The sequence below is a fragment of the Saprospira grandis genome (genome assembly GCF_027594745.1).
In the GTDB taxonomy this organism is placed as follows: Bacteria; Bacteroidota; Bacteroidia; order Chitinophagales; family Saprospiraceae; genus Saprospira; species Saprospira grandis.
Window position 1 is genome coordinate 3,643,780 of sequence record NZ_CP110854.1, and the last position, 23,985, is coordinate 3,667,764.

Genomic DNA, 23,985 nt, shown 5'->3' on the forward strand with positions numbered 1-23,985 from the left:
AGCTAACTATAGGCCCAAAAAAAAAGGTGCTAAGCAATCTTTGCTTAACACCTTAGACCTAACTTAACTAACTTTGTAAGAACTTTTTCAGGAGGTATAAAAAGAAGCTTTTTGTGCTTCTCGTACCTTTATGACTGTATTCCCGTTTTTGTTACCCTCCAAAGGCAAGTTTTTTAAAAAAAAATAAAAAAAAGCCGCTAAGCGGTTGGGCTTAGCGGCTTAAGTGCTTGACAATTAGCAAATTGGCTTATTTTGCAGCCAAGCTAATTTTTAGCCCCATTTCGTCAGCAATGAGGTCGTCTTTCTTTCCTTCAAAGTCAATACCCCATACAGAACGCTTGATTGTGAACTGAGGAGTGCTCGCTTTCAAACCAGAATCGCCTAGGCTAACATTGGCCGGAATAGTTACGCTCTTCTCAATGTCGCGCATTTTAAGGTTACCCTCAATGCGGTGAGTAACGCCCTCTTCCCCTTCTACGGCTTCTACCGAAGTAATAGTGAATGTAGCAGTAGGAAATTTCTCTACCTCAAAGAAATCACCCGTCTTCAAGTGGCCTTCTAGGTCCTCTTTACCAGAACCAGCCTCCAAATCCAACACATTGATGCTGGCCATATCCAACACAAAGCTACCGCCAATAAGCTGACCCTCTTTTACCTGCAATTCTCCAGACTGCAATTTCAAGTCGCCATTGTGGCTGCCCGATACTTTGTTTCCTACCCACTCTACTTTAGAGCTGGCCACATCTACAGCCAATGTCTTGGCCTCGGCAGCTTTTTCGGTATCTACAGCTTTGGCCTCATTAGCCTCTACTTTCTCCCCCTCAGGAGCCTCTACGCAAGAGGTTACTACAAATCCAAGGGCCATCATCAAAAATAAGCTGCGAAATAGTGTTTTCATAAGTCTTCTAAATTTGAATTGTTTTGCTAGAATTAACGAACTTGACAAACAGCAGGCCGAGTAAATAGTTTTATATCTCTCGACTTTATTTGTTGCCTATTGCAAATATAAGCATTGTTTTGACAATTGATGTATAGACATCTAATTTTTTCAAAAAAATTATTTTCCTCAGCCAAAAGGGGAGGACTTGCTGTAGTAGATTGATTTTTTGGGGCTGCCCCGGCCGTTGGCCGGGTCGGGCTGTGCGGGGGCTCGCTGTTCGCTCGGCCCTGCGCTTTTTCGCTACGCTCAAAAGCTGGGTCTGGCCTGCGGCCACCCCCTACCATCCCTCAGCCGAGGCCCGCGCTAATCTTCTTTTTGGCTCTTGCGCTTCTCTTCCCGTATAAAGGAGCTTTCATAAGTGCAGTAGCGCTCATATTTGGCGGTATTGACGCCCTGCCAAATATCTTTGCCCACTTGGCCCATTTTGAGCATTTGCTCATATAAACGGTTGCCCAAAATTACCCGATTTTCTACAGAAATATCTCGGTCCGATACCCGATCGGCTTTGATGTGTAAGGCCAGCTCAAAGGCTTGGTTGGCCCGATGCAGCTCATCGAGCTGCGGCTGATTGAGGCCCACATCTTCCAAATGGGCCAGACTCTGTTGCCCCACCCGAATAACTCTTTTGGCACATAAGTATAGCTTGGGGTCACTCATATCACTGAGCTTGCTGGTCCCAAACTTACGGTAACGGCCCGATTTGCTATGGTACTTTTGGCCCACTCGGTTCATGATGCCCCGAATCAAACGACGCACTTCTGCCGCAGCATCTTGCTTCTTTTCTGTGGCCACCATTTGCTCGCCCATCAATTCCTCATCAGTGGGAATATCAGAGAAGTCTTTGACCAATTGCTCAAAGGCCGCTATATGCCCCGATAAAATGCCATACTGGGCAAACTCTTTTTGGTCCTCCTTGAGCTGAATGAGGAGCTCCATGGCCTGCTCAAATAATTGAGCATCCGAATAATTATAGGCTCTAAAAACAGATTGTTTTTTCATCGCTTTTTTTGTTTAGACGCCTAAATATAAACGTTTTAAATAAATTGTAGAAATTGGTCCGTTGGAAATATCTTGTTTGATGGTTTTTTGCCCCAAAACTGCCTGCTAAAGGCCACAGCCAATATGGCCGAAGGCCAAACGGCCTAGCGATGCGAAAGGGGGCGGCGCAGCCGCAGACCAAGGCCGTTAGGCCGCAGGGCCGAGCAGACCTGCGAGCCCTGACAACAAGGACTTTAGTCCGCAGTTCGACGACCAAAGGGAGTAACCGTAGCGCCGCAAGGCGAAGCCGCAGCGGAGGCCCCAAATTATTCTGATTTACTTCCTAATGATTAGACAATTTGCTTAATTGAGTCCTAAACCTTTAGAAACATCCCCATGAATAAATTACTTTTGCCCCTACTGCTCTGTTTTTCTTTTCTTGCAACGGCCCAAGAAACTGACCATTTAGCAAGCGCTGTTTTATTGAAGAATAGTCTGCGGCTAAATGCATATTGTTCAACTATTTTGGCGCAGGATACAGCCGCTCATCAGGCTTTGAAACTAGAACTGCTAGACTACTTAGGGGATACGACTAAACAGTATGTTTTGTATCGGAACAGGGAGGGGCAGAGCAAATATTTTGTGCAAACAGAAAGGCAGCTTGTGGTCATTTATCTCCTTTCGGTACTTCATCGTGGAAATGATACCTTTGCTGATGAATTAAGTATTTATGACTATAGAAACAAGCAGGAGTTGAGGAGCAATACTCCCGCTTTTGAGCTTCTTGTAGAGGAGATGAAGGCCTGGGCCAAGGGCGAGCAGAAGCGCTTTCCCTTAGCGGAAGGAGAGTTGTATTGGGGGCTTGATAGCTGTCCCTGCAGGAATCTTCGAGATATACAAGCAAAAGAAGACTACCATTTAGATAGCTTGATCTTATTGAAGGAGTATAATTGGCTATATACGCTTGCTGCCTGTGATACAGCTGCCCATCAGGCTTTGAAACTGCAGCTACTGCAGTACTTAGGCGATACCGCAAGGCAAATCTCTTTTTTGCATTATGAAAATAGCAAGGATGAATCCTTTGTAGAGCTCAATACAGTGACTGTTCGTAAGAAAATAGAAAGGCGGTTAGCCGCTATGTATATTCTTTCGGCCCTTCATTATCGAACGAATAGATTTAGCCGTCAATTTTGTATTTATGATGATGAAAATAAGCGAGAACTGAAGCCTAGCGATCCCGCTTTTGAGCTTCTTGTAGAGGAGATGAAAGCCTGGGCCAAGGGGGAGCAGAAGCAGTTTCCCCTAGAAAAAGGAGGGTTTTCTTGGGGTCTGCCAGAGATGAGTTCTGAAAAGGTATTGAAGGCACTTAGAGGAGGAGCTGGCAGAGAATAACTAGCTATTTTGAGAACGAAAAGAAAAATAATGAACAAACTATACCCTTATTTATTGGCCCTGTTGTTTCCTTACTGGGCCCTAGCGCAAACTCCCAAGGAAACTGTAGATAGCCTTTTAGAGGAATATGAGTATGTTGATCAGCTAGCGGGAGAATTAAGCCTAGCCCAAAAGGAGCAATTGATTGCAGAGCTGATGTTGCGCTTAAAACAGGCGGATAATTACTTCCTCTGTAGTTGGCCCTTGACGCTGAATGACTCGCTCAGAGATTTTCGGTCTGAATATGGGCTTCCGTATGACTTAATTTTGGAAGTGCCCGCCAAAAAAATAGTCTTAATGTATTTGATTGATAAGCTGGCTTTTGATGATGCTATTGAATATTATGTATTGAAACACTATGAGGTTTATGCAGAAGACTCTTGCAGGTCTTTCCCTGCATATTTTCAGAAAGAAGGCTATGATTACAATAGGGCGAGCTGTGGAATGCCTATTGCGGACTTAAATATTACAGTAAATGAAGCCTTTCTTGAGCAACTAACAGCAGTCTATCAAGCTTGGTATCTGCAGATGAAAGAAAAGGGCCTGAAGGAGCTGGTTGATCAATCCATAAAACCTCTAGATGCTACGCCCTACCGTTGGTGCACGGCAGAAGTCCATGAGGTGACGGAACGCAATAAAGTAAGGGTGTACAACGAATTTATGCGAAAATTGAGGTCTACTAAGGATTAAAGGGGAGGCTATTCTCAACCTAATAAAATGGGCTGAAGGTTAAAACCTTCAGCCCATAATTATAAACAACCCAAGCCTCCAATTTCCCCCCAAAGTTCATCTCCTCTTTTAAAGCCGCTCATAAAACTGTACTTTTGTTGCAAAATTTACAAGAACTATGAGCTACCAAAAATATAAGGCCGCCTTGCAAGAAATCAAGGACCTACAAGCTGCCCAAGCCGTTTTGCATTGGGATATGGAAACCTTTATGCCCGCTAAGGGCCTGCAACAACGCAGCCGACAATTAGCCACTCTTGGCCGATTGGCCCAAGAAAAGGCCCAAGCCCCCGAATTAGGCGAACTCCTAGAAAATTTATTGGCCCAAAAAGAACAGTTTAGCCCCGCAGAACAGCGGAATCTAGAACTCTCTTGGGAGGATTATCAAGAGGCTCAGAAATTAAGCCCCCAATTTGTCGAGCAACTCTCTTTGCTGACCTCTAAGGCCCAAGCCGCCTGGCAAAAGGCCCGCCAAGCCAAAGATTTTTCTCTCTTTGCCCAACCCCTGAGCGAACTGCTGGCCGCCAAAAGAGAAGAGGCCAAAATCCGCGCAAAAGCAGGACAAGGCCATCTCTACGATAGCCTTTTGCGCAGCTATGAAAAGGAAGCTACCGTGGCCCGCTTAGATCCTATTTTTGAGCAGCTAAGCAGTGGTATCCGACAGCTTTTGGCCAAGATTGCCGCCCAGGGAAACCCTCCCAAAAAAGAGTTTTTAAACCACCGCTTTCCCGCCGACCAACAATGGGCCTTTAGCCTCGAATTGCTCGAGCAGATGGGCTACGATTTTGAAGCAGGCCGACAAGATGCTTCTACCCACCCTTTTACGACTTCTTTCGGGGCCGAGGATGTCCGCATTACTAGCCGCATTGATGAGGAGGACCTGATGTCTTGCCTCGGCAGCTCGATCCATGAAGGCGGCCACGCTCTCTATGAACAAGGCTTACTGAGCTCGGAATATGGCCTGCCCCTAGGCGAAGCCGTTTCCCTCTCTATTCATGAGTCGCAATCTCGCCTTTGGGAGCAAAATGTGGCAGGCTCTGAGGCCTATTGGCAACATAATTTTGATCGCCTGCAAAGCTTATTTCCCTCCCAATTGTCTGGGGTAAAGGCCCAAGATTTTTATCGAGCGATCAATTATCTGGCCCCCAATTTTATCCGCACCGAGGCCGATGAGGTCCACTATCATTTGCATGTGGGCATCCGCTACCAACTGGAAAAACAACTGATTGGCGGAGAACTAGAGGTGGACCAATTAGAAGCCGCCTGGAATGAGGCTTACGAACGAGAGCTGGGCATCCGTCCCGATAATCCCCAATTGGGCGTTTTGCAAGATATTCATTGGTCGGCTGGACTCTGGGGCTATTTTCCCACCTACAGCCTCGGCAGCCTTTATGCTAGCCAGTTTTTTGCCGCCGCCCAAAAGGCTATGCCCGAGCTGCAAAGCCAGATTGCCCAAGGCGAATTGCTGCCCCTGCGCGAATGGTTGCGCAAAGAAATTCATGAAAAGGGCCGTCACTATAGCTCCGAAACCCTTTGCCAGCAGCTCACGGGCCAAGGCCTTTCGGTCGAGTTTTTCTTGGCTTATCTAGAAGAGAAGTACCGCAAAATTTACAATTTTTAAGCTATGCCTCAGCTAGATTATTTGATTCTGGGCCAAGGCTTGGCGGGTAGCCTTTTGGCGGACCGCCTCTGGCAGGCTGGCCAAAAAGTGGCCCTAATTGATGCGGGACATCAACAGGCTTCTTCACAGTTGGCGGCGGGCATTATTAACCCCATTACGGGCCGTTGGTTTACCAAAAGCTGGCAGATGGAGAGGCTTTTGCCCATCGCTTTTGCCTATTATCGGCAGCTGGAGCAGCGGCTGGGCTGCCCCTTGCTAGACGAAAAGGAGGTGGCTATGTTGTTCCGATTTCCGGAGCTGGCCAATAATTGGATGGCCCGCTCTACCGATCCGAATTTGCAGCCTTTTGTCTCGCCCAATTTTGATCAAAATGCCTATGAACACAGCTTTGGGGCCTTGGCTGGGGGGGTGGAGTTTTCGCCTGCGGGCCGCCTCAATCTGCCTTTGCTCATTGCCCGATACAGGGCGTATTGGCAGGAGCAGGGCCAGCTTTTGCTAGAAGAAGCCTTTGATTTTGAGGCCTTAGAGTTGCTAGAAAATGGGCTCGCTTATAAGTCCCTACAGGCCAAGGCGATCATTTTTTGCGAGGGGGCCAAGGCGCAGCAAAACCCCTATTTCAAGGCCCTGCCTTTTTATCCCGCCAAGGGGGAGGTCCTCTTTGTCGAAATTCCCGATTATCCCTTTGATAATAAGATGGTTAAGGACGGAATTTTCATTATTCCCTTGGGGCAGCAGCGCTATTGGGTGGGCAGTTCTTACCAGCATCAGTATGATTCTCTGGCCCCCACGCAGGCCGAGCGCTACCGCCTTTTGGGGCAGTTGGAGCAGTTGCTGGAGGGGCATTCTTTTAAGGTCTTGGACCATCAGGCGGCGGCCCGCCCAATTCAGCGTAAGCGCCGCCCTATTTTGGGGGCACATCCGCAGCATCCGCAGTTGTATATTTTTAATGGTTTGGGCGCCAAGGGCAGCTATTTGGCCCCTTATTGCTCGGCGCAGTTGTCGGCCCATTTGCTGCAGCAAAAAGCTTTGGATGAAGAACTAGATATTGCCAATTATCTAGATTATTTTTAGGATTTGGGGCCCGCGGCCGCCCTTCAATTTGGGGCGGCCGCCGCTATGCTGCGGGGCTCACAGGTCTGTTCGGCCCTGCGGCGGCTTCGCCGCCTGGGTCTGGCCTGACGGCCACCCGCTCCGCAGCGCTGGGCCAATGGCCCTGTCGGGCCCAAGGGGGCTGCGCCCCCTTGCCGCTGAGGCCCAATTGTTTAGCCAAATAAATCAAAGAAATGAAGAATAAAGATTGGAAAAAGGTAAAGCTGGGGGAGGTTGTGGAAATAATCGGAGGCGGGACACCTAAAACTTCAGTAGATGAATATTGGAACGGAGAGATTCCATGGTTGTCAGTTGCAGATTTTAATACAGGGAAGAAGTATGTTTATGAAGCAGCCAAAAAAATTACAGAATTAGGACTGAAAAACTCATCTGCAAAGATTCTAAAAAAAGATCAGCTCATTATTTCTGCAAGGGGGACGGTTGGTGTAGTTGCTATGATTGGTAAACCTATGGCATTCAATCAATCAAATTATGGTTTAGATGGACAGTCTGGAGTTTTAGACAATCATTATCTATATTATTTGCTAGCTTTTTTATTGCCACAGTTGAAGTCTAATTCATACGGTGCAGTATTTAATTCTATTACAAGAAAGACTTTTGATGAAATCTCTTTTAGACTTCCCCCCCTAGCAGAGCAAAAGGCCATAGCGGCCCAGCTCGATCGGGCGGATAAGCTACGGCAGGACCTGGCCCAAAGCCTAGCAGATTATGATCGTTTGCTGGCGGCCAGCTTTCTGGATATGTTTGGGGATCCCGTGCTCAATCCTAAGGGCTGGGAGGTTGTGAAGTTGGGGGAGCTAGCGAAAAAGGTGGGCAGTGGAAGTACTCCTAAGGGCGGTCAGTCAGTTTATGATCGAGAAGGGTATTATTTTATACGTAGTCAAAATGTTAGAGGAGGACGTGTTGATTATAGTGACATGTATTATATCTCTGAAGAAATTCATCATAAGATGAAGAGAACATGGTTAGAAAAAAATGATGTTCTTCTAAATATTACAGGAGCAAGTATCGGACGTGTTGCAATTTATGATCGAGAAAATCACATGGGTAATGTTAATCAGCATGTTTGTATTATTCGACTAAAAAAGACGGCAATATCTTCATATATTTTATATACGCTTAGTAATGCGAACTATCAAGCAATGCTAATGAATATTGCAGGTGGCGGGACTAGAGAAGCTTTTAATTTTAAGCAAATAAAGGCCTTTCCCATCCCCCTCCCCCCACTTCCTTTACAGCAGCAATTTGCGCAATTGGTAGAGCGGATAGAGCGGCAAAAGGCGCTCATTCAGTCGGCCCAGCAATCGGCGGAGGATTTATTTGGGGCCTTATTGCAGGCCTACTTTTATGAGGGGAAATAGCATAGAGATGCAGGAGGTCCAAACCGAGGGGTTTGGGCCTTTTTTGTTGCCTGCGGCCCTGCTCTTCCTGCGCCTAGGGACAAGCCCCTTTCCTGCGCCTAGGGACAAGCCCTTAGGCTAGCTTTTTCAGACAGCCCTCTAAAGAGGGCCTTTGGATAAGGTTCTTCTCTGCTATAATCATTTAGCAAGGCCTTATACATCAGCAGTTGAGGCCCTCGCAGAGGGCTGACTCCATTGGATTAGCCTAGGGGCTTGTCCCTAGGCGATGATTGGCTGAGTCCTAAGCAGCTAAAGACCAAAATTCTGAACAGTCCCAGGTTCAAAACCGCAAAATTGGCCCTTTTATATAGCCAGTTATGTTCCAGACATAGCCAGTTATGTTCCAGACATAGCCAGTTATGTTCCAGACATAGCTAGTTATGTTCCAGACATAGCTAGTTATGTTCCAGACATAGCCAGTTATGTTTCAGACATAGCCAGTTATGTTTCAGACATAGCCAGTTATGTTTCAGACATAGCTAGTTATGTTCCAGACATAGCCAGTTATGTTTCAGACATAGCTAGTTATGTTCCAGACATAGCCAGTTATGTTTCAGACATAGCCAGTTATGTTCCAGACATAGCTAGTTATGTTCCAGACATAGCCAGTTATGTTCCAGACATAGCTAGTTATGTTCCAGACATAGCCAGTTATGTTCCAGACATAACTTTTGCCCTTTTTGATTTTGTTACATTATTTCTATTTTTAACAATTCCCTAACAATTGGGGGCTAAAATCCCTGTTTCTGCAGCCTAAAGGCCGCAGCCAATCTCTTGGGCCATCATTTTTCTCGCCGCAGCGGCTTAAAAGCCCCTGCTTCATTGGAGATGGGCGCAAGCATTCGGTTTTCAGGTCCTGCGGCTTTTAAGCTGCAGGCCATGGGGCAGCCAGAGTCTAGCTTAGTGGTTCCGAAATTGGCTGCGGCTTTTAAGCTGCAGCTAGGGATAGCAGGCGGCGAAGCCGCCGCAGGCCTAGCGATGCGGCGGGGTGGCCGTCAGGCCAGACCAAGGAGCCGAAGGCGACGCAGGGCCGAGCAGACCTGCGAGCCCCAAAGCGTAGCGCCGACGACCGAAGGGAGGCGGAGGCCCCAAAACAAAAAAAGAACCTTCCCCAAAGCTAAGGGAAAGGTTCTTATGTATAGGCGGAAAAGAGTGTTTGGCCTAAATATCTTCAGAGGGGTAAGCTTTTTTGTAGACGGCCTTGAGGACATCATGAGAGCTAACGATTCCTACTAGTTCGCCTTCTTCAGAGACGATGGGTAGGGCGTGAAAATAGTTAATGAGGAGGAGTTCGGCGGCTACGCCAATTTTGGCATCGGGGGCGATATGCACCACCTTAGTGGTCATGAGATCGGCAACGGTATACTTGGCCAAAAGTTCTTTGTTATCGGCTTCGGCTTGGGCTTCGCCATGAAGGCGGGCGCCATGGATGGCCTTTTCAAAATCGCTATGGCTGATGATACCGACCAACTCTTTGAAGCGGACCACGGGAATGTGGTGGATCTCATTGTTATCGAAAAGCTCCTTTACTTTTTCGAGGCTATCCGTAGGGATAAGCGCTTTAATTTTGGTCGTCATGATATCGCTGACCGGGCGGTTCATAAAGTCAGATAGGTTACTCATAATACTTTACTTTTGATAAGGTAGGGTTTGATTTTTTCTACTATAAAAAGGCAGAACGGAGGCAAAAAGTTCTACTTTTTAATGCAGTTTAAATAACACGATTTTTTTATAAAAAACCTACTGAAAATGAAAATCATTGGCAAAAATTCCAGCTCTAAATGAATCTTGCAGGATAAAATTGGGGGAACTTAGGCGATCGACCCAAGCGGATTCGGTGCCCATATAGCGAGCGGCATAAAGTATATTGTTTTCATTATCAAAGCCAAGTCCGTAATAATGGCCAGATTTAATTTCACGGATCGTTTGCAGATTGGGGTCGAGTTGGTAGATGGCATTTTTGTGGATAAAAAAGAGCTGGTTGCCGTTGGCATTGCGGATAAGCTGTTTGGCGCCTTGGCCTTTGGCTAAATTTAGGCGATGTACAATTTGCTTTGTATTGGGATTTATAGCGATCAGGCTGCCCATTGTGCTGTTGGCGGTATCGATTTGGGGATAATTATTGTAGATGGTTTTGCCCGAGCAGGCGACCCAGAGCAGGCCGTTTTGGTCTAGTTGCAAGCTATTGGGGGCATCATCTACTGTAATATACTGATCAATTTGATGCGTTTGGCTATTGATGACGGCTAGGCGTTGGTCGGTATCGAGTCCGCCCACTAGACAGACAAAGACCATATTATTGTAGGGCAGCAGGCGTTCGGGGCCCTTGCCGAGGCCATCAATTTGGCCAATTTGTTCGCCTTTTTGGTAATTAAAAATGGCGATACTGCCCGAGAGCAGATCGTTGCCCCATTGGCTAATATAGGCGAGGCTATCATTGATGGGGCTGATATATCGGGGTTGTTGGAGCTGGAGGAGCTGGCCTTCTTCGGCAAAGGTTTGGGGATTGACCCATTCGATCTTATTGGAATTATTGACCACAATATAAGTATGCTCGCCAAAGCGGTTGAGGGATTGGACCACATTGCCTAGGTCTCTTTGGTTGGTCGTTTTAAAAATGCGATTTTGGACCAACTGCTGTTCGGGATCATAATGGCTGATTGTGCCGGAGGTTTGGTTATATAAGCCCTCATTAGTGATCAGAATGCCTTGGGCAAAACCCTTGTTGGTTTGGCTGGGCTCTTCTTTTTTGCAGGCGGTGAATAAAAGTCCGAAAAAAAATATATACAAGAGTGATGTCTGCCTAGTCGACTTCATAGAAAAAATGATTAGATTTGTTGAAAGGGGCCAAGCTGGCCCTTAGAAAACTCAAAAATAAGGAAGAAAAAAGGATGTCAGTAGCGGCAAGAGAAATATTGAAGAAGTATTGGGGCTATCCGAGTTTTCGGCCCTTGCAGGAAGATATTGTAGATGCAGTTTTGGCGGGGCAAGATTGTTTGGCCCTATTGCCGACGGGTGGGGGCAAATCGGTTTGTTTTCAGGTACCGGCCCTTTGTTTGGGGGGGCTTTGTCTGGTGGTTTCTCCCTTGATTGCCCTGATGAAGGATCAGGTGGAGCAGCTCAAGCGGCGGGGCATTTCGGCCGAGGCCATTTATACGGGTATGCGTCGCTCGGATATTGATCGGATATTGGAATTGGCCGTACATGGGCATATTTCCTTTTTGTATGTTTCTCCAGAGCGTTTAGGGACCGAGATGTTGCAAATGCGTTTGGACCGTCTGCCTATTCGTTTGTTGGCGGTAGACGAGGCGCATTGTATTTCTCAGTGGGGCTATGATTTTCGGCCGGCCTACCTCAAAATTGCGGAGATTCGGCCTGCTTTGCCTAAGGTGCCCGTCATTGCCCTAACGGCCACGGCCACCGAGCAGGTGGTGGTCGATATACAAGAGAAATTGGCCTTTAGAGAAGAGGCCAAGGCAGTATTTAGAAAGAGCTTTGGGCGAGATAATCTGGCCTATGTAGTTTTGGAAGAAGAGAACAAACTGGCCAAGCTGCTCGATATGCTACAAAAAGTGCCGGGAACGGCCGTCGTTTATGTGCTCAACCGCCGTGCTTGTCGAGAAATCGCCAGCTACTTACAAAAGAATAATATTTCGGCAGACTACTATCATGCGGGCCGCTTGGTAGAGCAGCGTTCGCAGATTCAGCAGGCTTGGATCGCCAATGATATTCGGGTCATTGTGGCCACCAATGCCTTTGGGATGGGGATTGACAAGCCCGATGTGCGTTTGGTGGTGCATTTGACCTTGCCGGATAATCTGGAGGCTTATTTTCAGGAAGCGGGCCGAGCGGGCCGGGATGGAAAAAAGGCCTATGCGGTATTGTTGTACAACAGCACCGACAAAGCCCGTTTATTGCAGCAATATGAGCAGAGTTATCCGACCTTAGACCTTGTTCGGCAGGTCTATCAGGCTTTGGGGAGTTTTTTCCAGTTGGCCATTGGTGGGGGAGAGGGGCAGAGCTTTGATTTTCCTTTGGGGGGCTTTTGCCAGCACTATAAAATGAATCCTATTTTGGTCCTTTCGGCCTTGCGCATCTTGATGCAAAATGAGTATTTGATCTTATCGGAATCCCTATTTTTTCCCGCCAGCATTCAGTTTCGGCTTAACAATCGGCAGGTTTATGACTTTGCTTTGCGCTACAAGCCCTATGAGCGTTTGGTCCAGTTTATCTTGCGGACCTATCAGGGGGCGTTTCAGCAATCGGTCAATATTCGAGAAGAGAAAATTGCCAAGGGAACCAAGTCGACCATTTCCGAAGTGAAAAAGCAGTTGGGCCAATTGCAGCAGGCGGGTTTGCTCTATTATCATCCACAAAAAGAGAATCCTTATATCTATTATCTCAAGCCGCGTTTGGCCAAGGGCGATCTGCTCTTTGATGGGGCCAGCTATCGCTTTTTGAAAGAGCGGCAAGAAAAGCGGATGCAGGCGGCCTTGGCCTATGCGGAGGAAAAGCGCTGTCGCTCGCAAATGCTCTTGGCCTATTTTAATGAATTGGATGCGCCCGCCTGCGGGCAATGCGATGTCTGTCTGGGCCGACATGATAGTCGCCCCAGCCCAGAGGAGTATAAAAAAATGCGGAGCTATATGCTGGAGCAAATTGGGAAGCAGCCTCAGTCTTTGCGGGAATTGATTGGGCGTTTCCCCTCCAATTTAGAAAATAAGGCCCTTGCGGTTTTGCAGCAACTTCTAGACAATGAAGAGCTGGTCGAACAGGCCAATGGCCAGCTGAAGTTAAACTAAAAAAAGCGCCCATTAGGGCGCTTTTTGTTATTTATCCAAAGCCTGTTGTTCCTTAATCCAAGCCAAGGCTTTTTCTTCGCTAGTAAATAGCTTGCTGGCAAAGTTAGGCTGGTTGAATTTGAGGAAAATATTGCCGACAATGGTAGAAAAACCACTGCTCACAATGACTGCGCTGGCCTTGGCCACCGAATGATGGGCCAGATGCTTTCTAGATTGCTGACAAACGGATTTCAGTTGCCGAATATCGGAAATATAATAGCCTTCTGTGCCAAAAGCTTGGCGAGAGGCCTCGATATGAGCTTCTAAATCTTTTAAATTGACCTTGACGGGATGATAAACTTCATGAATGATCCCATCTTCTCGCTGCCTTGTGGTGGCTAGCGGGCTGCTAATTTTTAGTTCGCGCATGAATTGAAGAGCTAATTTGTTCTGCCGCAAAGGTAATTAAATAGTTATTCAATCAATAAAGGAAATTATACTTTTTTAGCTAGCTCTATTTGTTCCTTGATCCAGAGCAGGGCTTTTTCTCTATCGGTAAATAGCTTGGTGGGAAAGTCGGGTTTATTGAACTTGAGAAATAGGTTACCCACCATTTTAGAAATGGGGCTATTGGTTAGAATAGCGGCCCCTGCGGCAATAGAGTTTTTGGCCAGATAGTCTCTGGCCTCTCGTTTTGTAGATTTGAGCAGGCTAATATCTGAAAGGTACCAGCAGTCTCGGCCATAGGCCTGCAAAGAGTCTTCAATATGGCTTTTCATCATGGCTAAGTCGATGGTTACAGCCTTATACACTTCTTCTACAATTTGCTTTTCTAGCAAAAAGGTGCGGGCTACTTCATTGTCGGTTTGGGGATTCATCTTAATTATGGGGGGTTAGTTTTGTTTATTCAGCCAATTTAGGGCTTTTTCTTCTTGGGTAAACAATTTAGCGGGGAAAGGAGGGCCATCAAAGCGCAAAAAAAAGTTGCCAATAATTGCAGAGGGGCCATTGTTTACAATAATGGCCGCGGCGGCGGTCACATCATTATTTTTGGCAATATGTCGCCGCGCCTTGGCATTGGCCGAGCGCACTTGCCGAATATCTACGAGCATATAGAGCTCTTTGCCAAAATGCTCGGTCAAAAGCGCAAAATGAGCGTCTATTTTTTCTGTTTCGGTCACTACGGGCAGGTATTCTACCCTCAATAGTTTAGGACCCAACTGCCAAAGTTTGGCAATAGGGGTGATCATCAGTTCTTTTTCCATTCTAAGGGGTTTTGCGCTGCCATTCGGCCAACCACTGCAGGGCTTTTTCTTTATCGGTAAACAAACGAGTGGGAATGGGCGGTTTATTAAAGCCCACCAAAAAGTTGCCCAATATACGGCTAATTCCACTACCTACCAAAAGCGCACAGGCTCTAGATCTTGAGGTTGAAGCTTGGGCAAAGTATTGCCTAGCTTCTTTCGACACTCCTTTTAAGCCACTCCCATCAATATAAATAAAAATATTTTGATTTTGAGCTTTTGCCATTTCCTTAATAGCCTCATTGTAACTAATCGCTTGTTCTAAGTTCATGCTCAGCTTGTCCTCAAAATACAACTCTAATACGCCTACTGCTTCTGCAGACCACTGCAATTTTGCTTGGGGGAATCGTAGCTCTTGGGCAGAATAATCTCTTTTCAAGTCATTTTTGTTTAGGGAGCTTTTAGGATAATAATTTCTAAGGAGTTTTGCGCTGCCATTCGGCCAACCACTGCAGGGCTTTTTCTTTATTGCTAAACAAACGAGTGGGAATGGGCGGTTTATTAAAGCCCACCAAAAAGTTGCCCAATATACGGCTAATTCCACTACCTACCAAAAGCGCACAGGCTCTAGATCTAGGGTTAACGGCCTTGGCAAAGTATTTCCGGGCATCCGCCGAAATACCGCCAATAGTTGATACATCGATATAAATGAAGATGTTTTTTTCCTGAGCCTCCGCCATTTTGCACAGACTTTCATAGTAGTCTTGGGCTTGCTCCAAATTCATCTTTAACTTTTCCTCAAAATACAGCTCTAATACGCCTTCTGCTTCTGCAGACCACTGCAATTTTGCTTGGGGAAATTCAATTTTGGGGGCAGAATAATCTCTTTTCAAACCTTATTTATTTAGCTACTTGCTCCTTCAACCACTCAATCGCCTTCTCTTCATCGGTAAAGATACGAGTTGTAATGTTAGGTTTGCTAAATTTCAGAAAAAGGTTCCCAATAATTTTAGATAGGCCACTGCCCATCATAACTGCGGCACCTATGGCCACAATTTTTCCCGAACTCAGGGCCGAGCGCACTTCCTGATTCGTTTTTTTCATCTGCCGCAAGTCAGAAAGCAACCAAAGCCCCTCCCCAAATGTCTGTCGCAGCTGCTCAATATGCGCATATACATCGGCAGGGTCCAAAACAGCCTCATTGTAGGTTACCCTGACAATGCCGGGCGCAATAGGCTTAACCTTGGCTATCGGAGTTCTTATTTCTTGCTGTTCTTTCATGACCTACTAATGATTTTATTCTCCCAATTTATAAATTTAAAATTAGCTTTTATGCTTTAGACGGCTTTATTTTAGGCCTTTATCTGAATTATTCTGCTGTTTTTTTGGGGCCTGCCGCCTGCGGCGGCCGGGCTGTGTCGTGGCTCGCTGTTCGCTCGGCCCTGCGCGGGCTGCGCCCGCTGGGTCTGCGGCTGCGCCGCCCCACTTTCCATCCCTAGGCCAGATGTAATCGCGCTGCTTTGGGCATTGTTTGCTAGGAGTTTTTGGCTAGGCCAGCTATTTTTTGAGGGCATAGCCTGCGGCGGCTTCGCCGCCTGTACCCTCCAAAATGCCCAAACGCAATTTGCAAGATGCCAAAAGAAAAGCTATTTTGAGCCTCCCTAAACAGCACACAATTTTAAAGGAGTTTTCTAAAAATATAGACGATATGCTAAATGCACCCAAGGCCAATAAACGGCCATATAAAATAAGCCAACATGGCGAAGAACGCATCGATAATTATCACTGGATGCGCCTTAGCGATGCCCAAAAAATGGCCGAAACCCCAGATGCCCAAACCCAAGAGGTTTTAGCTTATCTACAGGCCGAAAATGAATATACGGCCCAAAAAATGGCCCCTTTTAAAGCCCTCCAAGAAGAGATTTATCAAGAAATGATTGGCCGCCTGCCCCAAAGAGAAGAATCTGTTCCTTACCAAATGGGCGGCTATACTTATGGCCAACGCTATGAAGAGGGCCAAGAATATCCTATTTATTACCGCATTAAGGCGGGCCAAACAGAAGAGGAAATCCTTTTGGACCTCAATGCCCTAGCGGCCGATAAAGCCTTTTTTCAACTCGCTAGCTTTAAGGTGAGTCCCAATGGCCAAAAACTAGCCTACACTTTTGACGATAGCGGCCGCCGTATCTATAAAATGGCCTTTGTCGATCTGCAAAGCAAAACGACTAGCCCCATTGTCCTCCAAGGCTGTAGCGGCGATATTGCCTGGGCCAGTGATAATGAACATCTCTTTTTTACGGCCCGCAATCCCGAAACCCTACTCTCCGAAAAGGTCTATCGCTACCGCCTTGGCCAAAAGCAGGAGGAAGCCGTTTTGGTCTATGAGGAAGAAGATAAAAGTTTTTATACTGGGGTGTATAGAAGCCGCTGCCAAGAATACATTATTATCTGGAACAGCAGCACCCTCAGTAGCGATTATCAGCTGCTAGAGGCCGATCAGCCGCTGGGCCAGTTTTGGAACTTTATGCCCCGCCAAGCCAATCATGAGTATAGTATTGCTGCAGATGGCCAAGGCGGCTTTTATATCCTCTCCAATCAGGAGGCCCCCAACTTTAAGCTCTTGCACGCTAGCAAGGAAAATACGGCCCAACAAGCCAATTGGAGCCTCATTTTACCGCATCGCCCCACCGTCTTTTTAGAGGACCTAACGGTCTTTAAAGATTTTTATGTACTGCAAGAACGCAAGGAAGGTCAAACGCATCTTCGCCTAATCACTGCAGATAAAGACGAATATCTCTCTTTTGAGGAAGAGGTGTATATGGTTTCTATGGGCCAAAATCATCATTTTGAAGAGCAAAATTTCCGCTATATCTATGGCTCGATGACCACGCCCAATAGCGTCTATGCCTATCATTTGGAGGATGGGCGCAAAGAATTGCTCAAGCAGCAAGAGGTGGTCGGTGGCCATACTCCCGCCAATTACCAAACGGAGCGCCTTTGGGTAGAAGCCCGAGATGGGGCCAAGGTGCCCGTTTCATTGGTCTACAAAAAAGGCTTTAAAAAAGATGGCAAGAGCCCCCTTTTGCTCTATGCTTATGGCGCTTATGGGCATACTATTGATCCGTATTTTAGTGCTGCTCGCCTCAGCCTTTTGGACCGAGGATTTGCCTTTGCCATTGCGCATGTTCGGGGTGGGCAGGCTTTGGGCCGAGATTGGTTTGAGCAGGGCCGTGTATTTAATAAAAAGAATAGCTTCTACGACTTTATTGATGTGGCCCAAAGCCTTTGCCTACAACAATATAGCTCTGCCGAAAAGCTCTTTGGTATGGGCGGTAGCGCTGGCGGCCTGCTGATGGGCGCTGTGGCCAATATGGCCCCTACGGCTTTTCGGGGCTTAGTGGCGGCTGTCCCTTTTGTGGATGTCCTCAACACGATGTCAGATGCTAGTATTCCCCTAACCACCAATGAATATGACCAATGGGGCAATCCCGAAGAAGAGGAGGCCTACCGCTATATTTTGTCCTACTCTCCCTACGAAAATGTACAAGCGCAATATTATTGCGCCATCTTGGTCACTACGGGCTATCATGATTCTCAGGTGCAATATTGGGAGCCCGCCAAATGGGTCGCCGAATTAAGAGACAAAAAGTTGGACCAAAATACGCTTTTGCTACATACCAATTTAGAAGCTGGTCATGGAGGTGCTTCTGGCCGCTTCCAAGCCTATAAGGAGCTCGCTTTAGAGTATGCCTTTTTGTTTGCTTGCCTAGCAGAGGATGAGGCTTAACAGCCCCCAAAAAACACTAAAGGCCCGCAAGGAATTTTCCTTGCGGGCCTTTGGCTTTGGTCCTTATTGGACCCAGTTTTCTTTGTCTAAGTTGCGGTAGTCTACGGCCTCGGCGATGTGCTCTAGCTGAATGCGGGCCGAGCCCGCCAAATCGGCTACGCTGCGGGCCACTTTGAGGATGCGGTCATAGGCGCGGGCAGAAAGCTGCCGGACCTGCATGGCTTGCTTGAGCAATTTACTGCCCGCCTGGTCCAATTGGCAATACTCTCGGATGAGGCGGCTGTTCATTTGGGCATTGCAATGAATGCCGGGATAACTGGCAAAACGCTCTTCCTGTATTTTTCTGGCCCGATTCACTCGCTCTCGGATGGAGGCGCTACTTTCGCCTTTGAGCTGAGAAGAACTGATGGTCTCAAAATCTACAGGCTCTACTTCTACATGAATGTCGATGCGGTCCAATAGCGGTCCAGAGATTTTGTTGAGGTAGCGATGCACGGCCTGGGGCGCACAAACGCAATCTTTAGTAGGGTGGGTGTAGTAGCCGCAGGGACAGGGATTCATGGCGGCTAGGAGCATGAAATTGGCTGGATAATCTACGGTGAATCTAGAGCGAGAGATGGTAATTTGGCGGCTTTCCATGGGTTGGCGCAAGACCTCCAAAACGGTCCGTTTGAACTCGGGCAGCTCGTCCATAAAGAGGACGCCATTATGGGCCAGAGAGATTTCTCCGGGTTTGGGGTGAACCCCGCCGCCCACTAGGGCCACATCACTAATGGTGTGGTGAGGACTGCGAAAAGAGCGCTTAGAAATTAGGGAGGCATTTTCAGGCATGAGGCCCACCACCGAATGAATTTTGGTGGTTTCTAGGGCTTCTTTGAGCGAAAGCGGGGGGAGAATGGTGGGCAGGCGCTTGGCCAACATACTTTTGCCTGCGCCGGGTGGGCCGATCAGGATGGCATTATGGCCTCCCGCTGCAGCCACTTCTAAGGCTCTTTTGACCTGTTCTTGGCCCTTTACATCCATAAAATCGACGAGGAGGTGGGGGGCTTGTTGTTCAAATTCTTTGCGAGTATCGACAAAGACGGCTTCTGGCTTTTCGCCCCCATCTAAAAAGGCGACCACCTCGGCTAGGTGGCTGAGCCCAAAGACTTCGAGCTGGTTGACGATGGCCCCCTCTCTTGCATTGACTTTGGGGAGAATGAGGCCCTCAAAACCCTCTTTGCGGGCTTGGATGGCAATGGGCAAAGCGCCTTTGATCGGGCGGATGCTACCATCTAGGGAGAGCTCTCCCATGAGGATGTATTTTTCGAGTAAATCGCTTTGGATCTGGCCTGTAGCGGCCAAAATGCCCAAGGCTAGGGGCAAATCATAATGCGAGCCCTCTTTTCTGAGGTCCGCTGGGGCCATATTGACCACAATGCGAATGCGAGGAATGCGATAACCAATCGCTTTAATGGCGCTTTCTACCCGCCAATAACTTTCTCGAACGGCATTGTCGGGCAAACCGACTAGAGAATAACCCGGTTTTCCTTGGGCCAAGGGGCCGCCTGTATCTACTTCTATAGTAATAGTTTGTGCGTCTACGCCATGAACGGCGCTTGCAAAGGCTTTTATGAGCATATCTTTTATTTTTGTACCTGAACAAAGATATAACCTTTGTTTGTAAACTGCAAATTATTGTTGGGCTTTTCCTTTTTTAGCGTCTAGAAGGAGCGAAGCGACTGGCCTAGCGATGCGGCGGGGTGGCCGTCAGGCCAGACCCAGGCGGCGCAGCCGCCGCAGGGCCGAGCGAATAGCGAGCCCCAAAGCGTAGCGCCGCAAGGCGAAGCCGCAGCGGAGGCCCCAAAAAAACAGTAGAAAAATTAAATCAACTTTAATTTATAATTTGGGGCTGCGAGAGGGGCAAAAAAGCGGTAAATTGGGCTTTATTGACCAATAAAAAAAAGCGATGAAACGATTAATTTACTGCATGATTTTTCTGGGGGCGGGACCTATTTTATGGGGGCAGCATCAGGATGTATTTCCGGGTTTGAGCACGGCAGATTTGTTAGATTCTGTGCAATTGCATTATCGGCCCGATACGGTTTTGGCTTGGAATAATGCCAAGGATACCTTGTTTAAAGTCATTGATAATCAGAATGATACGGTGACTTGTGTATATACGGGTTTGCAAAAATGGTTGGATCCGACGCAGGATCCGGACAGTTATATGTCGGACAATAATGCGCCCAATGGGATGAATGTGGAGCATACTTATCCGCAGAGTCGGGGGGCGGCCAATGGCAATGCGCGCAGTGATTTGCATCATCTTTTTGCATGTCGAAATGAGACCAACAATATGCGGGGCAATTTGCCTTTTGCGGAGCTGGCGGATACGGCTGTAACCAACTGGTTTTATTTGACTTATAATGCGCAGGGCGTGCCTGTTTTTGATCGGGACAACTACAGTGAATTGGTCATGAATCAGGCATTTGAGCCCCGGGAGGATTTCAAGGGGAATGTGGCGCGGGCCATGTTTTATTTTTACACGATTTACCGCAATGAGGCGCAGGGCAGCGATCCCAATTTTTTTGGGCCGCAGCAGGCGGTGCTTTGTGATTGGCATGAATTGGACCCTGTGGATCAGGCGGAATGGGACCGCAGCCAGTTGATTGCGACTTATCAGGATGGCAAGGCGAATCCCTTTGTTTTGGATTGCAGTTTGGCCAAGCGTTTATATTGTCCGAATCAGGCGGCGGGCTGTGCGCCTTCTGCTTTGGCGGTTTTGGGGAGCAGTTTGGGGGAGGCTAAATTGTGGCCTAATCCCTTGTCGGGCAATCAGTTAAACTTATCTATTCACTTATTGGAGGCCCAGCCGATCGAGCTAGAATTACTGGATGTATTGGGTCGTTCTTTGGGCATTTTGGAGACCGCTAATTTGTCGGCTGGCGATTATCAGTGGCAATTTGATTTGCCTACGGATTTGGCCAAGGGTGTATATTTGTTGCGGATTCGGGCTGGGGGAAGCCAGCAGAGTTTAAAATTTGTCCGTCAGTAAGGGCTAGAAAAAATGCGAAAATAGGGGAGCTAGGAGAGGGGCTTTCCTATTTTTTTGTCTGTTGGGAGGGGGGATTTGGGGCTGCCCCTCGCTTTGCTCGGGTCGCTCCACTTCGCAGCTCGCAGGTCTGCTCGGCCCTGCGTCGCTTTGCTCCTTGGTCTGCCGCTTGCGCGGCCCTGCTACGGCAGCTCAGCCGGCGGCGGCTTTGCCGCCTGTAGGGCGCGGAAAGGGGGATGAAATTAAATTAGGAAGTATAGGGGAGAAGTTTTATATTGTGGCAGAAATTAGCGCTAAGAGGAGGAGAAATCTAAATCTTAAAACTTTCTTAAAATGAAAAAAAGGTGTTTGGAGGCTTTGCGGTATATTTTGGGGTTGCATAGCTCTACTGTAGGCTGTGGCGCTCTTATGGCTTTTTAAATTATATGATAGTTTTACTATACTAAACCCATTGCAGGCAAAGCAGCATTGAAACGACATAATTTTCTCTTTAGTATGGACTGACTCTGTATACTAAACCCATTGCAGGCAAAGCAGCATTGAAACTACGTACGGAACCTGCTACACGACCGACCCTGAGCGATACTAAACCCATTGCAGGCAAAGCAGCATTGAAACCGCCGCCCGCCGAAACAGAAGGCGTAACAGAAGCCATACTAAACCCATTGCAGGCAAAGCAGCATTGAAACTGGTCTAAGCTGTGGAAAATTACAGCTACATCAGATACTAAACCCATTGCAGGCAAAGCAGCATTGAAACACTTCTAAAATATATCTATATGGAAGAAGTTTAATACTAAACCCATTGCAGGCAAAGCAGCATTGAAACATGCAGGCAAGCAGCGTTTGCTGCACCTGCAGCTTATACTAAACCCATTGCAGGCAAAGCAGCATTGAAACTTCGTAAATCTCGAAATTTGCACGGCCTTCAACGGCATACTAAACCCATTGCAGGCAAAGCAGCATTGAAACTCCCCCAGCATTGCACTGGGGGAGGTGGATAAAATACTAAACCCATTGCAGGCAAAGCAGCATTGAAACATCTAAACGGTTATGATTATGCTACAGATACTTTTATACTAAACCCATTGCAGGCAAAGCAGCATTGAAACAATTTATCCACCACATCCTCGACCGAGCCAGATAAATACTAAACCCATTGCAGGCAAAGCAGCATTGAAACTTTTCTGGCAGCATTCCAAAATCCTGTGAAGGCAATACTAAACCCATTGCAGGCAAAGCAGCATTGAAACCTACAATGTCTTTGTTGACTCATAGAGACTTAAAAGGATACTAAACCCATTGCAGGCAAAGCAGCATTGAAACCGCTCAACAAACCAAGGAAAAAAGGCTCCCCTCCAAAATACTAAACCCATTGCAGGCAAAGCAGCATTGAAACTTTTTTGCATGGTAAATGGTTTAGAAAGGATTTCATACTAAACCCATTGCAGGCAAAGCAGCATTGAAACATCAACCGCTTCGCTGTGGTTACAGAACAACTACATACTAAACCCATTGCAGGCAAAGCAGCATTGAAACTTTCCCAGCATCGTCCTCTAGAAAAGGATACAGATACTAAACCCATTGCAGGCAAAGCAGCATTGAAACTTCAGCCGCCAAAAAAGATGCGGCGGCGGCCAAAATACTAAACCCATTGCAGGCAAAGCAGCATTGAAACAATATTGGGGTTGCTGAGGTCGTCTGTTGAAGCCTATACTAAACCCATTGCAGGCAAAGCAGCATTGAAACCATACCCCGTTCTACTTCTGCTTCAACCTGCGCCAATACTAAACCCATTGCAGGCAAAGCAGCATTGAAACCATATAATAGGTTCGAATCCTATCTAACGTACAACAATACTAAACCCATTGCAGGCAAAGCAGCATTGAAACTGTAAAATTTAGACATCAACTCATCATAGAGTTTAATACTAAACCCATTGCAGGCAAAGCAGCATTGAAACCTTCTCCGACTATGTTGACTCCTTTATGCAGATCCATACTAAACCCATTGCAGGCAAAGCAGCATTGAAACGCAATAACTGGAAGTTACGACCTTTACCCAGTCTTATACTAAACCCATTGCAGGCAAAGCAGCATTGAAACTGCCCGAAGGCAACGCTCTGAGCCTAAATGCTATTTATACTAAACCCATTGCAGGCAAAGCAGCATTGAAACTTCGTACTGGAAAAAGGGAGAGCCAGGGAAGTCGTATACTAAACCCATTGCAGGCAAAGCAGCATTGAAACAGGGGCTAGTTCGCCCCCATCTCCAAGATTCCTCTATACTAAACCCATTGCAGGCAAAGCAGCATTGAAACTGACTTGCTTGAGCAAATCGCTAAGGACTATGTAAATACTAAACCCATTGCAGGCAAAGCAGCATTGAAACAAAAACAAGTGAGTGCAACGAACACCATACCGATGCATACTAAACCCATTGCAGGCAAAGCAGCATTGAAACTTATCCACACCTGATCAACACCCTCTTATTCTTGGAATACTAAACCCATTGCAGGCAAAGCAGCATTGAAACATGGACAGGCTGGAGAAGAGAGGAATAAAAGCAGTATACTAAACCCATTGCAGGCAAAGCAGCATTGAAACTCCGCATCGGCCCGAGCAGTTACACGCAATTCAATACTAAACCCATTGCAGGCAAAGCAGCATTGAAACTATATTCTTTTTTTAATTAACAATTATTAATCATTTCAAATACTAAACCCATTGCAGGCAAAGCAGCATTGAAACCCTCTGGCCCCATTCCCGCAAATCGGGCAATTTGATACTAAACCCATTGCAGGCAAAGCAGCATTGAAACTGCTTGACTAAGTCCATAATATTTTAATTACTGTATACTAAACCCATTGCAGGCAAAGCAGCATTGAAACCTTCCCCACCTTGGTTCATCTTTTCGATAAAAGATCATACTAAAC

19 protein-coding genes and 1 CRISPR repeat array (1 of these 20 only partly in view) are annotated in these 23,985 nt (G+C 47.0%); of the genes, 8 read left to right on the forward strand and 11 right to left on the reverse strand.

Annotation, left to right across the window (positions count from 1 at the left end; translation table 11 throughout):
• Positions 1 to 247: 247 nt before the first annotated feature.
• Both OP864_RS14385 and OP864_RS14390 read right to left on the reverse strand, forming a co-directional pair.
• The gene (locus OP864_RS14385) at positions 248 to 898 is read right to left on the reverse strand and encodes a YceI family protein (protein ID WP_270098850.1); all 651 of its coding nucleotides are present in this window, start codon (positions 896 to 898) and stop codon (positions 248 to 250) included.
• Positions 899 to 1,243: 345 nt separating this feature from the next.
• Positions 1,244 to 1,939, reverse strand: coding sequence for a hypothetical protein (locus OP864_RS14390; protein ID WP_270098851.1), 696 nt, complete (start codon positions 1,937 to 1,939; stop codon positions 1,244 to 1,246).
• Positions 1,940 to 2,314: 375 nt separating this feature from the next.
• Between OP864_RS14390 and OP864_RS14395 the strand changes: the two genes are divergently transcribed.
• From OP864_RS14395 to OP864_RS14415, 5 genes are all read left to right on the forward strand, one after another.
• Complete coding sequence (locus OP864_RS14395; protein WP_270098852.1) at positions 2,315 to 3,310, forward strand: hypothetical protein; 996 nt, start codon at positions 2,315 to 2,317, stop codon at positions 3,308 to 3,310.
• 30 nt (positions 3,311 to 3,340) lie between these two features.
• Positions 3,341 to 4,039, forward strand: a complete 699-nt coding sequence (locus OP864_RS14400; RefSeq protein WP_270098853.1) for a hypothetical protein — start codon at positions 3,341 to 3,343, stop codon at positions 4,037 to 4,039.
• A 157-nt stretch (positions 4,040 to 4,196) separates the two neighbouring features.
• Entirely contained in the window at positions 4,197 to 5,696 is a 1,500-nt protein-coding gene (locus tag OP864_RS14405; RefSeq protein WP_270098854.1) for a carboxypeptidase M32, read from the forward strand.
• Positions 5,697 to 5,699: 3 nt separating this feature from the next.
• Complete coding sequence (locus tag OP864_RS14410) at positions 5,700 to 6,767, forward strand: NAD(P)/FAD-dependent oxidoreductase (protein ID WP_270098855.1); 1,068 nt, start codon at positions 5,700 to 5,702, stop codon at positions 6,765 to 6,767.
• 212 nt (positions 6,768 to 6,979) lie between these two features.
• Positions 6,980 to 8,167 carry a restriction endonuclease subunit S gene (locus tag OP864_RS14415; protein ID WP_270098856.1) on the forward strand — a complete coding sequence of 396 codons (1,188 nt, stop codon included), beginning with the start codon at positions 6,980 to 6,982 and terminating at the stop codon, positions 8,165 to 8,167.
• Positions 8,168 to 9,367: 1,200 nt separating this feature from the next.
• On the opposite strand, the gene OP864_RS14420 is transcribed toward OP864_RS14415, so the two are convergent.
• Both OP864_RS14420 and OP864_RS14425 read right to left on the reverse strand, forming a co-directional pair.
• A complete protein-coding gene (locus OP864_RS14420; RefSeq protein ID WP_270098857.1) occupies positions 9,368 to 9,829 on the reverse strand; it encodes a CBS domain-containing protein in 462 nt (153 codons plus the stop codon).
• Between the two features lie 117 nt (positions 9,830 to 9,946).
• Positions 9,947 to 10,996 carry a YncE family protein gene (locus tag OP864_RS14425; RefSeq protein ID WP_270098858.1) on the reverse strand — a complete coding sequence of 350 codons (1,050 nt, stop codon included), beginning with the start codon at positions 10,994 to 10,996 and terminating at the stop codon, positions 9,947 to 9,949.
• 44 nt (positions 10,997 to 11,040) lie between these two features.
• On the opposite strand from OP864_RS14425, the gene OP864_RS14430 reads away from it, so the two are divergent.
• A complete protein-coding gene (locus tag OP864_RS14430; protein WP_270098859.1) occupies positions 11,041 to 13,008 on the forward strand; it encodes a RecQ family ATP-dependent DNA helicase in 1,968 nt (655 codons plus the stop codon).
• A gap of 27 nt (positions 13,009 to 13,035) precedes the next feature.
• Here OP864_RS14430 and OP864_RS14435 read toward each other — a convergent pair whose 3' ends face one another.
• The 6 genes from OP864_RS14435 to OP864_RS14460 all read right to left on the reverse strand — a co-directional run bounded on the left by OP864_RS14435 (position 13,036) and on the right by OP864_RS14460 (position 15,512).
• Entirely contained in the window at positions 13,036 to 13,416 is a 381-nt protein-coding gene (locus tag OP864_RS14435; RefSeq protein ID WP_270098860.1) for a DUF7793 family protein, read from the reverse strand.
• Positions 13,417 to 13,481: 65 nt separating this feature from the next.
• Positions 13,482 to 13,865, reverse strand: coding sequence for a DUF7793 family protein (locus tag OP864_RS14440; protein ID WP_270098861.1), 384 nt, complete (start codon positions 13,863 to 13,865; stop codon positions 13,482 to 13,484).
• Positions 13,866 to 13,880: 15 nt separating this feature from the next.
• Positions 13,881 to 14,252, reverse strand: coding sequence for a DUF7793 family protein (locus tag OP864_RS14445; RefSeq protein ID WP_270098862.1), 372 nt, complete (start codon positions 14,250 to 14,252; stop codon positions 13,881 to 13,883).
• A 1-nt stretch (position 14,253) separates the two neighbouring features.
• Entirely contained in the window at positions 14,254 to 14,670 is a 417-nt protein-coding gene (locus OP864_RS14450; RefSeq protein ID WP_270098864.1) for a DUF7793 family protein, read from the reverse strand.
• A gap of 37 nt (positions 14,671 to 14,707) precedes the next feature.
• Positions 14,708 to 15,124 carry a DUF7793 family protein gene (locus tag OP864_RS14455; protein WP_270098865.1) on the reverse strand — a complete coding sequence of 139 codons (417 nt, stop codon included), beginning with the start codon at positions 15,122 to 15,124 and terminating at the stop codon, positions 14,708 to 14,710.
• Positions 15,125 to 15,131: 7 nt separating this feature from the next.
• On the reverse strand, positions 15,132 to 15,512 hold the full coding sequence (locus OP864_RS14460) for a DUF7793 family protein (protein WP_270098866.1): 381 nt from the start codon (positions 15,510 to 15,512) through the stop codon (positions 15,132 to 15,134).
• A 427-nt stretch (positions 15,513 to 15,939) separates the two neighbouring features.
• Between OP864_RS14460 and OP864_RS14465 the strand changes: the two genes are divergently transcribed.
• Positions 15,940 to 18,018 carry a S9 family peptidase gene (locus OP864_RS14465; protein WP_270098867.1) on the forward strand — a complete coding sequence of 693 codons (2,079 nt, stop codon included), beginning with the start codon at positions 15,940 to 15,942 and terminating at the stop codon, positions 18,016 to 18,018.
• A gap of 63 nt (positions 18,019 to 18,081) precedes the next feature.
• Here OP864_RS14465 and OP864_RS14470 read toward each other — a convergent pair whose 3' ends face one another.
• Positions 18,082 to 19,638: a YifB family Mg chelatase-like AAA ATPase gene (locus OP864_RS14470; RefSeq protein WP_015693953.1), complete on the reverse strand. Its 1,557-nt coding sequence runs from the start codon at positions 19,636 to 19,638 to the stop codon at positions 18,082 to 18,084.
• A gap of 328 nt (positions 19,639 to 19,966) precedes the next feature.
• Here OP864_RS14470 and OP864_RS14475 point away from each other — a divergent pair, with 328 nt between their 5' ends.
• On the forward strand, positions 19,967 to 21,055 hold the full coding sequence (locus tag OP864_RS14475) for an endonuclease (protein ID WP_270098868.1): 1,089 nt from the start codon (positions 19,967 to 19,969) through the stop codon (positions 21,053 to 21,055).
• Positions 21,056 to 21,491: 436 nt separating this feature from the next.
• Positions 21,492 to 23,985: direct repeats of the CRISPR family, unit length 36 nt (it continues 6,859 nt past the right edge of the window).

Bases quoted from the DNA above. Each gene is read 5' to 3' on its own strand.
- OP864_RS14385 (WP_270098850.1), bottom strand. From the start codon at position 898: ATGAAAACACTATTTCGCAGCTTATTTTTGATGATGGCCCTTGGATTT.
- OP864_RS14390 (WP_270098851.1), bottom strand. From the start codon at position 1,939: ATGAAAAAACAATCTGTTTTTAGAGCCTATAATTATTCGGATGCTCAA.
- OP864_RS14395 (WP_270098852.1), top strand. From the start codon at position 2,315: ATGAATAAATTACTTTTGCCCCTACTGCTCTGTTTTTCTTTTCTTGCA.
- OP864_RS14400 (WP_270098853.1), top strand. From the start codon at position 3,341: ATGAACAAACTATACCCTTATTTATTGGCCCTGTTGTTTCCTTACTGG.
- OP864_RS14405 (WP_270098854.1), top strand. From the start codon at position 4,197: ATGAGCTACCAAAAATATAAGGCCGCCTTGCAAGAAATCAAGGACCTA.
- OP864_RS14410 (WP_270098855.1), top strand. From the start codon at position 5,700: ATGCCTCAGCTAGATTATTTGATTCTGGGCCAAGGCTTGGCGGGTAGC.
- OP864_RS14415 (WP_270098856.1), top strand. From the start codon at position 6,980: ATGAAGAATAAAGATTGGAAAAAGGTAAAGCTGGGGGAGGTTGTGGAA.
- OP864_RS14420 (WP_270098857.1), bottom strand. From the start codon at position 9,829: ATGAGTAACCTATCTGACTTTATGAACCGCCCGGTCAGCGATATCATG.
- OP864_RS14435 (WP_270098860.1), bottom strand. From the start codon at position 13,416: ATGCGCGAACTAAAAATTAGCAGCCCGCTAGCCACCACAAGGCAGCGA.
- OP864_RS14440 (WP_270098861.1), bottom strand. From the start codon at position 13,865: ATGAATCCCCAAACCGACAATGAAGTAGCCCGCACCTTTTTGCTAGAA.
- OP864_RS14445 (WP_270098862.1), bottom strand. From the start codon at position 14,252: ATGGAAAAAGAACTGATGATCACCCCTATTGCCAAACTTTGGCAGTTG.
- OP864_RS14460 (WP_270098866.1), bottom strand. From the start codon at position 15,512: ATGAAAGAACAGCAAGAAATAAGAACTCCGATAGCCAAGGTTAAGCCT.
- OP864_RS14465 (WP_270098867.1), top strand. From the start codon at position 15,940: ATGCTAAATGCACCCAAGGCCAATAAACGGCCATATAAAATAAGCCAA.
- OP864_RS14470 (WP_015693953.1), bottom strand. From the start codon at position 19,638: ATGCTCATAAAAGCCTTTGCAAGCGCCGTTCATGGCGTAGACGCACAA.
- OP864_RS14475 (WP_270098868.1), top strand. From the start codon at position 19,967: ATGAAACGATTAATTTACTGCATGATTTTTCTGGGGGCGGGACCTATT.